Source organism: Gabonia massiliensis, assembly GCF_001403595.1.
In the GTDB taxonomy this organism is placed as follows: domain Bacteria; phylum Bacteroidota; class Bacteroidia; order Bacteroidales; family Coprobacteraceae; genus Coprobacter; species Coprobacter secundus.
On the sequence record NZ_LN877939.1, the window covers coordinates 550,336 to 565,605 of the forward strand.

8 protein-coding genes and 1 riboswitch are annotated in these 15,270 nt (G+C 35.4%); of the genes, 1 reads left to right on the plus strand and 7 read right to left on the minus strand.

Annotation, left to right across the window (positions count from 1 at the left end):
* Position 1: 1 nt before the first annotated feature.
* Entirely contained in the window at positions 2-523 is a 522-nt protein-coding gene (locus BN2628_RS07090) for an acyl-CoA carboxylase biotin carboxyl carrier protein subunit (protein WP_021931394.1), read from the minus strand.
* An 11-nt stretch (positions 524-534) separates the two neighbouring features.
* Positions 535-2,046 (minus strand): acetyl-CoA carboxylase biotin carboxylase subunit, encoded by a 1,512-nt coding sequence (gene accC, locus BN2628_RS07095; protein ID WP_021931393.1) that lies wholly within the window; start codon positions 2,044-2,046, stop codon positions 535-537.
* 284 nt (positions 2,047-2,330) lie between these two features.
* Positions 2,331-2,532, minus strand: a riboswitch (cobalamin riboswitch).
* A 346-nt stretch (positions 2,533-2,878) separates the two neighbouring features.
* Here accC and BN2628_RS07100 point away from each other — a divergent pair.
* A complete protein-coding gene (locus BN2628_RS07100) occupies positions 2,879-3,403 on the plus strand; it encodes a glycoside hydrolase family 95-like protein (protein WP_257606422.1) in 525 nt (174 codons plus the stop codon).
* Positions 3,404-3,472: 69 nt separating this feature from the next.
* On the opposite strand, the gene BN2628_RS07105 is transcribed toward BN2628_RS07100, so the two are convergent.
* The 5 genes from BN2628_RS07105 to BN2628_RS07125 all read right to left on the minus strand — a co-directional run bounded on the left by BN2628_RS07105 (position 3,473) and on the right by BN2628_RS07125 (position 15,198).
* Positions 3,473-6,076 (minus strand): hypothetical protein, encoded by a 2,604-nt coding sequence (locus BN2628_RS07105; RefSeq protein ID WP_055096599.1) that lies wholly within the window; start codon positions 6,074-6,076, stop codon positions 3,473-3,475.
* A 28-nt stretch (positions 6,077-6,104) separates the two neighbouring features.
* A complete protein-coding gene (locus BN2628_RS07110) occupies positions 6,105-7,838 on the minus strand; it encodes a hypothetical protein (RefSeq protein ID WP_074024097.1) in 1,734 nt (577 codons plus the stop codon).
* A gap of 7 nt (positions 7,839-7,845) precedes the next feature.
* Entirely contained in the window at positions 7,846-9,789 is a 1,944-nt protein-coding gene (locus tag BN2628_RS07115) for a heparinase II/III domain-containing protein (RefSeq protein WP_021931388.1), read from the minus strand.
* A gap of 12 nt (positions 9,790-9,801) precedes the next feature.
* A complete protein-coding gene (locus BN2628_RS07120) occupies positions 9,802-11,040 on the minus strand; it encodes a glycoside hydrolase family 88 protein (protein ID WP_021931387.1) in 1,239 nt (412 codons plus the stop codon).
* Between the two features lie 192 nt (positions 11,041-11,232).
* A complete protein-coding gene (locus BN2628_RS07125; protein ID WP_055097130.1) occupies positions 11,233-15,198 on the minus strand; it encodes a hybrid sensor histidine kinase/response regulator transcription factor in 3,966 nt (1,321 codons plus the stop codon).
* Positions 15,199-15,270 lie beyond the last annotated feature (72 nt).

Genomic DNA, 15,270 nt, shown 5'->3' on the forward strand with positions numbered 1-15,270 from the left:
TTTACATTTCTTCTGTTGAACTTAACTCCAGTTTAACTAACACTTGGTCATTCACTACAGAGTCCCCTTCTTTTACCAAGATTTCTTTTACTGAACAATCAGATGTAACTTTAAAATTGCTCTGCATTTTCATAGCTTCAATGACTAATACTGTATCTCCTGCCGAAAGTTTATCTCCTTCTTTTACAAGTATGCTTACAATTTTTCCCGGCATAGGAGACACAATCTTATCGTCTTGTTTATCCTCCTCTTTCTTTCGAGTACGAAGATATTTAGCTTGAGAATCAACAATATCAATAGAATAAGATGAAAAATGAGTATTTACTCGGTAATTTTTCCCCCCTTCGGACTTTATCAGCTCCGCATTATAAGATTGTCCATCATGCAATATAGAACATATTCCATTCTCTGCCATAACCACATCTACTTCATATGATTTGCCATCGATAGTCAATTGCACTTTATTACCATCTTTACTTACGAGTTCAATCTCAGCTATTCGTTTACCTATATGTACCTCCATTACTTTCTGGATTAAATTCTTAATACCCCCTTATGCATACCAAATGCTTTCCATCGACTAATAGGACGATTATCAACTGTAGTAGACGTATTCTCCTCCAAATTCATCAAATAGTCAATATACGCTGCTATCATCGCTATATTTTCAGATTTTTCTTCATTACCCGAAACTCCATGTAATAAAAACTCTGCATTTTTTTCTATAAAATGTGTATCATAGCCACCTTGTACAAAATCAGGGGTATCCATAATACGGCGTAAATACGGAATATTGTTTTTTACCCCCGTTATTTTATACTCATAAAGCACTCGTCGCATCCGTTCGATTGCATATTTACGACAAGTAGCCCAAACTATAAGTTTACCAATCATCGGGTCATAATGTACCGGAATTTCATAACCTTCATATACATAACTATCAATACGAACTCCTATCCCATTTGGTTCTGTTATCTGACGAATAATACCGGGAGATGGCATAAAGTTAAAATCGGTATCTTCTGCACAAATTCGACACTCAATAGCATGTCCACGTTGCATAATGTCACTTTGTTTCAGATGTAAGGACTTTCCATTAGCAATATGTATTTGTTCTTTCACCAAATCCACCCCTAATACCTCTTCTGTAATCGGGTGCTCTACCTGCAAACGGGTATTCATCTCCAAAAAATAGTAATTACGATGCTTGTCCACTAAAAATTCTATAGTACCAGCACCTATATAATTTACAGCCTTTGCCGCAGCAACTGCTTTTTCACCCATATCCTTCCGTAACTCTTCGGTGATAAACGATGATGGACTTTCTTCTACTATTTTCTGATGACGTCTCTGTACCGAACATTCCCTCTCACACAAATGTATTACATTACCATGGGTATCACCTAATATCTGAAACTCAATATGATGAGGTTCCTCTACATATTTCTCAAGATAAGCCGTATCATCTCCAAACGACGAAAGGGCTTCAGATTTAGCATTATTATATGCCTCTGCTACTTCACTTTCGTTATGTATAAGGCGCATTCCTTTCCCTCCTCCTCCAGAAGAAGCTTTTAACATAACAGGATAACCTATTTTATTACATAACTCTATCGCCTCTTCGACATTTCTCAGATTTTCCTGTGTCCCAGGAACTACCGGAACTCCAGCTTCTATCATCCGTAAACGGGCAGATATCTTATCACCCATAACTTCCATCGTCTCCGGTTCAGGACCTATAAAAATAATTCCTTCTTCTCTACACCGACGGGCGAAAGCAGCATTTTCTGAAAGAAAACCATATCCTGGATGAATGGCATCAGCTCCATGCTCTTTAGCGACATTTATAATCTTCTCGATATTCAGATAACTCTCTTTTGATGCTGCCGGACCGATGCAATACGCTTCGTCAGCATAGAAAACATGACGTGCAGTTCTATCAGCTTCAGAAAAAACAGCAATGGTTTTTATCTCCATTTCTTTGCATGAGCGCATCACTCGTACCGCAATTTCACCCCGATTAGCAACTAATATTTTCTTTATCATTCTATTCCTAATTTAGGATTTATTATTTCTATATCAACTCTGAACACAGCATTTACACCGTTTCAGACCGTTATTATAAAATTTGTGATTCCGTGGCATAGAAATTATAAAGAAAGAGGGAAGTACACCCTCTATCTGACTGCTGATGATACACGTCATAGCATTATGCATCATCACACAGGACGAAAACCCGACATATAATAGTATCTTATTCTCAATTTTCATTTCCCAATTCTATCCCACGAGAATATAAGAACTGTTGATTTTACAATTAAATAATAATTAAAATCACAACCGAACATGGCAGGTCTTCTGACTGACTCCAATTCAAGACGCCTTCCCAACAAGATGCCAGTGACTTCATAATCTTGAACTTCTATAGAGCTTCACAGCAGCGGGACTGTCCGGGAATTTCACCCGATTCCCTTTTCATTGGATTTAAAAAATAAAATTTATCAAATCCAAACCAAATTCGGGCTACAAAGATAACTAATAATTGAGTTTTACAACATTTTTTTTCTGAAATTTGGCTTTCGGGATCTTAGCAATTGCCATATATAAGTCAATAATTTCACTTATCCGGCTCATTCTTCAAGACATACATTAACAACAGTCTCTCATAAATTCGTACTATTATTCTATCTTCTTTTTTAATACAACAATTTCATAAAATAGAATATATAGAATAAAAAATATCTCTAATTTTCTAATATTTTTTACTACATTTCAATATTTTATAATATATATTTATATCTTTGTTCAAATCATGTCAGCCAAGAAAAAACAGTCCTCAATCTATATGGATGAAGATTACATTAAAAATCTTAGAAATATGATTTCATATACTCATACTCCGGAGTGGGCCAACACCGTAAAAAAGTCTTTAGAGATGAGAAATTTCGGAAAACTTGGAAATCGTTGGCCTCACACCGGAGGAAACTGGTCAGCAGCTTGGAGAATGGCTATATGGGCACGACTTCACGATGGCAATACAGCTATTCGAATTTTCAACCAATTAATAAAAGAAAGTGGTTATGAAAATATGATGTCGAATCAATCGGGTAATATGCAAGTAGACGCAACTATGACTACAGCAGGTCTATTCGCTGAAATGCTATTACAATCACACGACGGATTTATTGATTTATTACCTGCATTACCAACAGAGTGGCCAGAAGGTAAAATTTCAGGGTTAGCTGCTCGAAATGGATATCTGATAGATATAGAATGGACAAATGGTAATCTCACTAAGGCCCAAATTGGCATCCCTTCAAACATGGATAAACCCATAATTAAGGTACAAGGAGTATCAATACAAGATGATGATGCTCGCATCACTTTTACTAATATAGATTAATTCTTTTACCATATTTATTTTAAAGAGATAGCATTTTCACGTTATCTCTTTAAAATATTATTTCCAATTTTATAGAACTGCTTTCTCTACAAAACAAAAACCAATACCAGAAATACGAAGGAGGTATACATTATCTTTGTTCATCTTTACCCGTACAGAATTTCCTTCAAACTGTTGTGTAAAAACATATTTCCCATCCAAAGTATACACTGCTACCCGACCATCTCGGATGTCATCATCAAAATGAATAATAACAGTTTGTCCATCTCGGGTAAAGGTATATGATTTACCATCTGGACAAGAAGTACATGAAGTAGTATTATTCAAACGGTCATTCAATTGAGCCAGATACAAAGAAGGAATACTCTCTATAGGCATATTTTTTGATTCTACAAATCCTAAAAGAAAGTCTGAGACATATTCTGAAGTTACTAATGGACGTCCAGTTATATCCCCAGCCTTACAACCAATAGCATAATTCTGAGAGGTTGGAGGCTTCTGTAATCCTATCACACCTCGAGCTGTTACATCGCAATTCCACAAAACTGATTGTACAGCTGACCATCCGTGTCCTGTTCCCATATCTACACGATTATAAAGTCCTAACACAAAATTCCGAGAAAGATTTTGCTCCCTATAGTTATCATATAATAATCCCTGCGACCACTTACGATGAGATTCGCTAACATCAACAGCCCTATCCGATATGCAATTTAGAAAAACGATACCCGATACCGAAGACGTTCCATTTGAAACATAACTATGACGACCTTTATTAGCATAACAATTTTTAAATAATACTAACTGTGAATTATTTCCAGCATTAAAATTATACCGCCTTTCCCCTGTAATAATAGAAACTGGCTCTATCGCCTGGCAACTATCTACTGTACTCCTTGTTACACACTCTACAGATATGCCAAATAAGCCAAAACCTTTAACTATCACATTTTTCGCCCAACAATAATCCGCACTTTTAAATCTCACCGCCGACCAAGCATGATTTTCATCTTCTCCTCCAGCATTTTCAATGTCTATTCGCAAATTTTCCAAACCTATTTCTGTAAGAATATTACTTCTGTCATATTTATAAATATAAGATTGCGATAAAGATTTATTCAACGTATAATAAATCGGAGCATCTATTACAATTTTATTTCCTTCAATACTGGTTATAAAACGGTTAAATACAATTGGCAACTCTCCCTCTCTCCAACGTTCGTCAGCCATACCGTCTTGAGGAGCTGGAACACCGCCAAAATCAACGGCCTGTAACCATTGACTGGTGCACGGATGGTATATGACTATTTGATCTCCAACCGAATAGGGAGAAGAATCGGTAACTGAAAATTCTCGCGCTCCAACTGGAATAAGTTCATCCGTTATATTTCTTTGTGTTCCAGATATTATATTATTCCACGTATCTTGAGACGGGTATCCTAATATCATCACATTACGCTGATGGGGTATATCTCCTGTTGCATATATAATTGTCGAATTACTCTCATCTGTACCGTTTCCAACACCCCTAAGCACAACACCTGAATATTTCACATATAACGTACCCTTTACTTCATATTTTCCTGCCTGCAATAACAATGCCCCTCTAAAACCATTCACATCAAGATTACGTCTCCCCACCTCATCAATTGCCGCCTGTATATGCGCAGTATTGTCACCTGAAACTGGTGATATCGTTTTCACAACAGGTACTACAGGTATTTTTTTTTCACCATTCCGATATCCAGCGTAACTATAATCGGGCAAATAATATCCTTGTGGATCTGGATTATAGTCCAATTTACCCGACACTCCAATATTTACCAATGTTGAATATCCTGATATAATATCTCCAGAATCTTTTCCAATAACATCATCCCAATTATCCGAAAAACGAAGTCCCCCCAACATCAAGGCATAAAAAGAAGATTGTCGAACTGAGATACCTCGTATTTGTCCCAACATATCTGTTCCTGTAAAATCAAGTTTCAAATCAGGATGCTTGGGTTCTTCCTCATCCAAATCTGGATTAATAAACAAAGATACTGACCTATCCGATGTAAAAAAATTATATTTAAGAACTACCAAAAGGGTCTCCCCAACATCATATTCCGTAGTCTGCTCAATACCAGAATCATAACCACCTAATGCCAATGCAAACTTTCCCAATAATTTTGTTTTGCGTAAAATCAAACGTCCTCTTAAATGATTTCCACTGTAATTTCCATCAAACGAGATAAAATCATTATTATTATCGTCCGGCAGTGAAGATATATCCTCCACCTTCAACATAAACGCTAAATAATAAGGTTGCATTACATACTCATTTCCTGCAGTTAATGAATACACACTCATTCGTCCTCCAGAAGATAATTTTGATAAACGTATTGCGTTTAACGCTAAATTTGAAGGTGGATAATTAGGATAAAAAAGCTTACCAGCTATAACCGGAGAACTCCCTGAGCGGAAATATTGTATATCATCCCTACCAGTCAAATTCCACTGATTCGCCTTTATAGGATTCGTTCCATCTTGGACAACCGAATTATATTCTCCTTGTTCTATTTCACTTCCAAGACTCAATCCATCAAAAAAATCTGTCTTTATAATCTGGGCCCGAATTATCCCAATCGTCAGACAACAGTACCCTATTATAATTAACAGTTTCTTCATAATTGTATTTTTTTACTCCATTTATTCACTACTTTTCTAAAACGACATCATTGATTGCATTATCTCCTAAACGATCTTTTAATTGGGTATAATACAAATACTGTGGAAGCATCTGTTTTCCTGAATATTCGATATGACCATTCCCAACTATAGGAATTCCCATATATTGCATATTACTTCCCGATGCTTTATTTATCTGATTGATACGAGATTGGATACTTTTATCTTTCGACCACATATCTTTCAAACCCACACTACCTATGCTGAAATTCTGGGCTGTAGGAGGACTCATTACAATAATAATCGGAGATTGGCAATTCCAAACAACCATTTGTGCCCCTGACCAACCATGTCCAGTTCCGAAAAATCCCCTATTCCCAATATTTATACAAGCCTCCGGACCTGAAACGGAACAATTATCATAGAGACACCCCGTAGCCCACCGCTGGTGAGGCTCACTAAATGAATGACAAAGTTCAGCTTTATTATCAACAAAGGCATTAGGTCCTGCTACAGTAGCTCCCAATACAAAATCATGACGTCCATTACGTGCATAACACCGTTGTACCAGCATCATTTGACCCTGTATATGATAAGCGTAACGCCGTCCCCCAGTAATTACAGAAACCGGATCAAGATATTCGCAATCCTCAACAGTAATAAAACGGCTCCAAATTGTAGACTTAAATCCATTATCAATATATTTAGATGTCAACTTTTTAACCCACACATTTTCACATGCACCAAAAACGACAAATTGAGATACATGCTTTTCGTCCGAATAATATTCATCCATCGAAGGAGTAAGACATACCTCATTTTTATCGAAAATACATTCCCCTCTCAAATTCTCTATTCCAATATTCTGTGGTCGATTTTTAAAAGAATATTTATAAATATATCCACCTCCATATTCTTTTTGCAACGCATTAGTCAATGGTATATCCAAAGTTATCCGATTTCCATCTACCTTGACAATTGTCCGTTCAAAGCGCAAATTTTTACTTCCTGGTTTCCACTGAATTGTCGTATTATAGAATTTCTTATCTTCACTCAGGCATCCTTCATCTGCATACTTTTTTAATTTTTCAGCAGTAGGATTAGAAATACGACTCCAAGAGTCAGGAATACGATCCATACCTATAGCTCGTATCCACTCCGCTGTACTTGGACGTTCAATAATAACTGCATCCCCAGACCGGAATATAGAAGCATCTTCCACCGTTATTTCCCGTGTCCCCGACGGGATATAATCATCTGTTATAATCTGTAAAGAAGACTTATTTTGTACAGGCTTATCAGTAGTTCCAATATAAAACATATTATATTTCACCGCACTAGTTCCAACCAGTACCGTTCCATCTTCTCCATTCCCCTCTCCCCTCAAAACGATACCTGAGTAGGGAATTTTTATCGAATTTTGAATGTTATATCTTCCCTTCTTCAATAATATAGTGCCCCTGAATCCCTTCGAGTCAGGTTTTTCCTTTGCCAATTTTTGAATAGCAGCCTGTATGCGTTTAGAATCATCCGTGGAGAAATCTCCCGGAACTATCTCTATTTTTACCGGAATATCTGGAATTCTTACTCCTCCGGCTTTATATCCACAATAAGAAAAATCAGGTATAATATCTCCTTTATCATTATACGGGACATATACCAATTTTCCATCTACCCCGGGATATACAAGTTTACTATAATTCTGTGCACAAACAGTAATTATAAAACATGCTGAAATCAGTGATATAACAAAAAACCTCATAGCTACATTATTTTTTAGATATAGTATAAGTATACGTCCCTGATAACATTGGTTGTATACTTTTAAGTATGACACGATATATCGTTTTTCCCCATACTGTCGACAACTTCGTATCATCCAAAGTTATTATTTCAACTGTCGGTTCAAACTGTCTTGCTTCATATTGTAAAAACACTTTTCCATCCGCATTATCAAACATTATTTTTCCCGGTGAAACAATTTGAGGAAATGTAGGAAGCATAAAAATAACTTCATTATTCAATAAAATTTCATTCAATACAAACGAATCTATAATTCTTAGTTTATCTTTCTCTAACCGATAAGAACGCTCCCATTTTTTCAATTGAGCTTCATCCGGATATGCAGAGGCAATATCAACCGAGAAAAACTTCTTCTTTTCATTAAATATCAATTTACCAGCTCTATATTCTTTCCCATCTTTCTGAACTATCCCATTTACAATCGGCAAATTATGATAATCACTACGCATAGTCCATATTGTATAACGCTCAGGTCCAAAAGTCTGTCGAGTATACGTTCCTACTCCAGCATCTATTATTACAGGCTTACTATCTATATATAAAACAAAGCTTCCAACATCATTATGATTATGACTTTCTCCATTATTTCCACCCTTTGCTGCAAAAAAATAACCAGCATTATTACTCATAAGGCACATTTCCGATTGAGGGTAAGCTACATAAGGTTTAAAACGATGTTCTGGCTTGCATACCAGCAACTCTCCACGTACATTCATAGCACGCAACCCCTTAAATATATCTGCACATTGACGTTTATTCGATTTAAAAGGATAAATATCAGGATTATACAGCAATGCTGCTAAATGTACCATCTCCAAACTATTCACTGCTTTACCGAATCGGTACCACAAATAAAAATCCTCAGCAGACTTTGCCGAAGCATCTGAAAAATTAACAGTCCATTTATTACCGGCGTAAGTATTAGAAATATATTCTCCCAAATTTTTAATGATAGGCTCACTAAAAATCGATATTTTTCCTCCAGTTGCCAAACTTAACAAATCAAGATAATCAAACATCTTTCCAGCAGCAACTCCCCAATAAGATGGGCCCTCTGCACAAGCACCGTCTTCATGATTGAAATTGATAAATTGATCAACCGACTGCATCGACTGCCAAACTGCTGCGGCCAATTTATCCTTATCATCTTCAACTAATAAAAAACATTGCAAAACATTACTATTACACCATGTATTCCAATTATTTACCATCCGAGGTACACGTCCCAAAGCCATCCACCCTATCATAGAAGGATTAGCCATATAAGGGTCTAAAACACGTCTCGTTATCTCCGCACGAAGATAATCGGATATTACCGGATTTACCTTATCAAACTCTTTGTGCAAAAAATAGTACGTCCAAGAAAGAAAAGCCCCTACATCGGCAACTTGTAAGTCAATTATATTTTCTTTGTAATACGGTAACACTTTATCAAACTTCTGCATATTCAGATGTGCAGAAACAGCCCAAGAAGCCATCTGGCAATATTGGTAAACACCATTGATAATCTGGTCGATAAAACGACCTTTTCCTTCTGCTAATTCAGCTATAACCAATTTAGAAAGAGCATCGTTATTTTCACCGTAAGGTGTCTGCATAGCATCCCTTGAACCTGAACGCTGATATTCTAAATAATCAGTTGCCAAAATTATCTGCCACTTATAATCAAGACACTCTTCCCCCTGACCAATACAATATTCTTTCTTGTCTCCCAAAAAATTATCCCAACCGTCTCTATCGTCATAATCAGGACAAGGAACCCAGCTATAATCGACTATAAGTACTTTTTTTAAAGAATCAACACTAACACCAGCCTTTTGCAATAAGTTCCGTTGTGTAAAACCAAATACAGGAAACTGTAAAGCTAAACACCATACTAACAATATTAATTTAATACTTATGTTTTTCATTCTTTCAACCTTTTACATTACAGGTTCACCTTTTACAATACGATTATATCTTACCAAAGCCTCAAGAAAATAATAGTCAGCATATACCAACGGTACATCAATCTCTGTACCTCTTGGATAATCCCCTACAGAATGATCAAGAACAAAATTATGACGATTTCCATTATTTCTATAATTTGACTGCAAAACCGCAAGCATTTGCTCCGCTATTCTAAAATACCGATTATCTTTATCTTTTACATATTGGCTTAACTCTAACAGCCCACTAGCCACAACAGCCGCAGCAGAGACATCTCGAAGAATTTCTTTATACTCTTGAGGATTATAACCCCATGGAGATTTACATTTAAGGTCACTAGCCTTAAAATCCCAATATGGTATAAAGTCTTCAGGTAAATCAGAATTATTGATATAGAAATCTGCTAACTTTCTTGCAACTTTAAGATATTTATCATCTTGTGTCTCACGATAAACCATAGTAAAACCATAAATAGCCCACCCTTGTCCTCTAGCCCAAGTTGAATTATCAGCCAATCCTTGCCGAGTTCCCCGATCTGTCATTTTTCCTGTAAGAGTATCATAATTAACGACATGATAACTACTATAATCTTTTCGAATATGATATTTTAAAGTCTTATCGGCATGACTAATTGCTATTTTTCTATATTTGTCGTTTCCTCCCATTTTGGATGCAAAAAATAAAAGCTCAAGATTCATCATATTATCTATTATTACAGGACAGTACCAAGGTGTACCGCTATACGAGCGGCTAAAGTCCCAAGACTTTATAACTCCTGCCATAGGAATAAAACGTGTAGAAAGAGATTCTGCACTATTCAGCAATATCTTTTTATAACTTTCATTTGCTGTAAGACGATACCCATTACCAAAACTACAATAAGCCATAAATCCTAAATCATGATGTTTTGTATAATATTGTATTGGTTCCAATCTTTTCGAATATAGTTCAGCCTGTTGCCTCCAATACTCATCTTGCGTGTATTCATACAAATACCAAAGACTTCCAGGGAAAAAGCCGCTCGTCCAGTCAAAAACATCTACACAACTCATTTTACCATCAGGCGTTATACTCCGAGGCATATTTTCAGTTGTATCCAAAGACTGGACCAATGCTCTCATACGCATCTCGGCAAAATCGAAACTCTCATCTACTAAACTTTTAGACCGACAGTCAACAACACATAACAAAAAGGAAACTAAAATTGCAATATCCAATAATACACGATACATAACTAAATTCTATTTATTGTTGATAAAGCAAAAGTAATTTTGACCGTCTCTATAAACTGGAAATATTGTCCAAAATTTTTGATAAAATTCGATAAATAAACAAGAAGCTCCATAAACTATTGCAATCCTTTTTTGTAAACAGGAAAGCAATATCATGGACTATATTCTCTATTCTATCGTTTCCTCAACGTACTATTCATTCTGCACTTTATTGCTTTTTCGATAATCTGCCGGAGCATAACCAAACAAATCTTTAAAGCATTTATTAAAATAACGAGGACTACTGAAATTCAAAGTATAAGCTACATCACTTATTTTCAGTTCCGGATTATTCAACAACATTTCTGCTGCTTTTTTCAAACGTATATTGGATATAAAATTGTTAGGAGTCAAGCCAGTTACCCCTTTCAATTTATTAAAGAGTGAAGAACGGCTCAAATTCATTTCCATAGCAAAAATATTCACATCGAACTCATTCTTATCCAGATTGGCCTCCACAATTTTAGTTGCTTTTTCAACAAAGTCTTTATCCGCTGCATTCGTCGCAACTTGTTGCTGATGAATAAGATCTGGTTGCTGAACAAATTTAGACTGTAATATCCTATGTGAATTTACCAAATTATTACATCTTAATACCAATAATTTCACATTAAAAGGTTTAGAAATATAATCATCTGCACCAATACGAAGCCCTTCAAACTTATGTTCAAGTGCAGTCTTGGCAGTAAGTAATATAACCGGAATGTGGCATGTATCAAAGTTATTCTTTATCTTGGAACACAACTCTATTCCCGACATACGAGGCATCATAATATCACTGATAACAACATCTGGTAAAAAAGACCGAACTTTCTCTAATCCAATTATTCCATCCTCAGCAACCTCAACATCATATATAGCTGAAAAAATTTCTTTTAAAAAATTCCGCAAGTCTTCATTATCCTCTACAATTAACAATTTATCTTTTTCTCCACTTAAATTTTGTTGTGGTAACTCTGAAACATCTTCCACAGGTAAACTATTTTTATAATCACTTATATCTACTTTTTTCTCAAGGCGCATAGTACCTTCTGGAAAATGTGTATCACCTTTTTTTAATATGACACTAAATACTGTTCCTTTGCCCACTTCACTCTTCACTTGAATCTGTCCCGAATGCAACTCAATAATACCTTTTGTCAAAGCCAATCCAATGCCAGTACCTGGAACATTATCCGTTAAATCCGCCTGATAAAAACGGTCAAATATATGGTCTATTTTATCAGGTAAAATTCCCTGTCCATTATCAGATATGGAAAATATAACTTCCGATTCATTTTCTTCAAGTGAAATCACGACATTACCACCCGGAGGTGTAAATTTGAACGCATTTGACAATAAATTATTTATAACCTTCTGCATTTGCTCTACATCAATCCAAAGATTTATCTCATCTGAACTTCGACAGAACTTGAAAGAAATATTATTATTTTGAGCATATTCATAAAATGTAAGAAATGTCTCCTTCAAAAATTCCACAAAATTTACTTCCGATATTTTTAACTTCAAATGCCCTTGTTCCTGTTTGCGAAAATCAAGCAACTCATTAATTAGTCCACTCAAATTTGATGCATTTTTATGTATATTGATAATTTTATTATATACAGAAGGATGTATATTTTGAGAATGAAGTAGACTTTCAGCCTGTCCTATAATTAAAGTTATCGGAGTACGTATTTCATGTGAGATATTAGTAAAAAAACGTAATTTTGACTGAGTCAATTCTTCCGTTTTTTCCTTCTCTTTCTTTTCAAATTCCAAAGATTTTTTCAAATAAAAACGCATCTTGTCTTGACGGATATACCAATAAATAAGTCCTAAAGCAACAAGGACATAGAAAAAATAGGCATACCAAGTATTGTAAAACGGAGGAATAATGTCAATAAACAAAGTTTTCGTTATCTCCGGAAAATTTTTAAGACGAAGTTCTAATTCATACTTTCCTGGATTCAAATTAGTATAAGTCAGCATCCGTCCAAACCGGGCAGTCATCCAGTCAGATTCAAAACCCTTCAAACGGTACTCAATTTCCTCTTGGCTGGGATAAATATAATTATCAGTAGAAAACGCTACAGAAAAAACTGAATATCCAGGCTTAATTTTTATTTCAGAAGTATAAGGCAAAGCTTGACTAAGAATTCCTGTTTTATCGCCTTGCTTTACCTCCATATTATTAACATACAATTTCGAGAACTGAATATCAAAAGGCTTCTGCTGATAGTTAAAATCTGTTTCTTCCAGAATTACCATACCATTGATACCCCCAACAAAAATATCTCCTTCTCGCGATACATATAGGCTTTTATCATTAATTGTTGTCAATGGGAATCCATTATTAAATGGATAATTAACTACTAAAAACTTATTTTGTACCTCACATATCGATAATCCGTTTCCTGTACCTACTAAAATTTTTCCAGACTTTGATTGAGCTAACGCTACTATGGTATTATCTATCAAACGACTATTTTCTTTAGAAAAAACCTTAAAATCATTACTTTCCGGTAAAAAAAGATTGAGCCCATACCCGTTTGTTCCTATCCAGATACGCTGTTTGTCATCCTCAAGAATACAATTGATATTATTAGAACTCAAGTTATTCTGAACACCAGGTTTATGTTTATATGAAGTTATATTTCCACTTTCAGTATCATAACAAAACAAACCCTCATTCTCAGTTCCTATCCATAATCGTTTTCGAGAATCAACAAGCATTGTAGTTACCAAACTACTAATTTCTTGAAAAAACTTCATTGAAGTCCCATCTTGTGGGTCATAAAGCATAACTCCAGCTGTCGAACCTACCAACAATTTACCCTTATAAGGGACTAAAGCCAAAATATGCTGTCCAAAAAAATGAGAAATATCACTTGATGAACTTTCTATAATTTCAGTCTTACGTGTGTCTATATAAAATTTGACAATATATTCCAAATGGGTTCCCAGCCAAAGACAATGCCGGTTCGCATCATAATAAACAGATTTGAAATTATTTCCCGGTAAATGATAAGAGGTAAATTGTTCCGTATGTGGATTAAAAGACGTTACATAACCTCCACCTTCCGTACAAATCCATATCAACCCGTTTTTATCTTCGATAAAATTTCCAATTACCGGATACGGTAGTCCACCCTTTTCTGGTGGATAAAAGCGAAAATTCTGACTTTCCGGATTGAAATAATTCACTCCTCCAAAGAAGGTCCCTATCCATATCGTGCCCTGTCTATCTTTATACAAATGAACAACAGAATTAGAAGTCAAGCTTCCTGTATTTTCAGTAGAATGCACATAAGTCTTAAACTCCGATGTGTTAATATCCAACCGGCAAAGTCCAAATTGAGAACCTATCCATATATTGCCCAAATTATCTTCACATATAGCTCGAACAAAATCACTGACAATAGATTTATTATCCTTTGGGTTATGCCGGAAAATAGTTACATCCCCTGTAGGAGCAAGTTTTATTAGTCCTCGATTATTTGTACATACCCACATATTTTTATTCTTATCCCGGTACATTGCCCGAACCTGAGAATCTGTAAAAAAAGAACGTAATGTATACTTATCGTCTAATGCTAACAATCCTCGGTTCGTACCCATCCAACAAACTCCATCTTCAGATTCCAAAATACAATTGAAAGACGTGTTTTTTATCTCTCGCACCAAAACCATTTCATCTTTTCCAGGAGAATAACAATACAAACTATTACGTACTCCTATCCATATACCATTTCTTCCCTTACCTAACGCTCCATTACCAATTTTCAATAAATCCTTAAACACTTCTTTCCTCATATCAAACTTAATCACAGCCCCTTGTGTCTGAAGATAAAGGTTACCTTCCCCATCCCCAGTAATAGCTCGAATATTGGCTTTTGTAAGAGAAGTTGTATCTCCCAAGATCGGCTTAAACACTTTTACCTCGTTACCGTCAAAACGATTTAAGCCATCCTTTGTGCCAAACCACATCATCCCCAATTCATCCTGATAACTACACGTAACAGTTACCTGAGAGAGTCCAGACTCCACATTCAAACTCTCAAAAGTATAATTCTGTCCATAAACACAAACAAAAAAGAAAAGAAAATTTAATACAACAAATCCTATACGTATTCTCATGGTTTCTCTATTTATCAATTACCTTTATAATAACAACGGACAAATCAGCTATTTCTTGGCAAACACATCCTC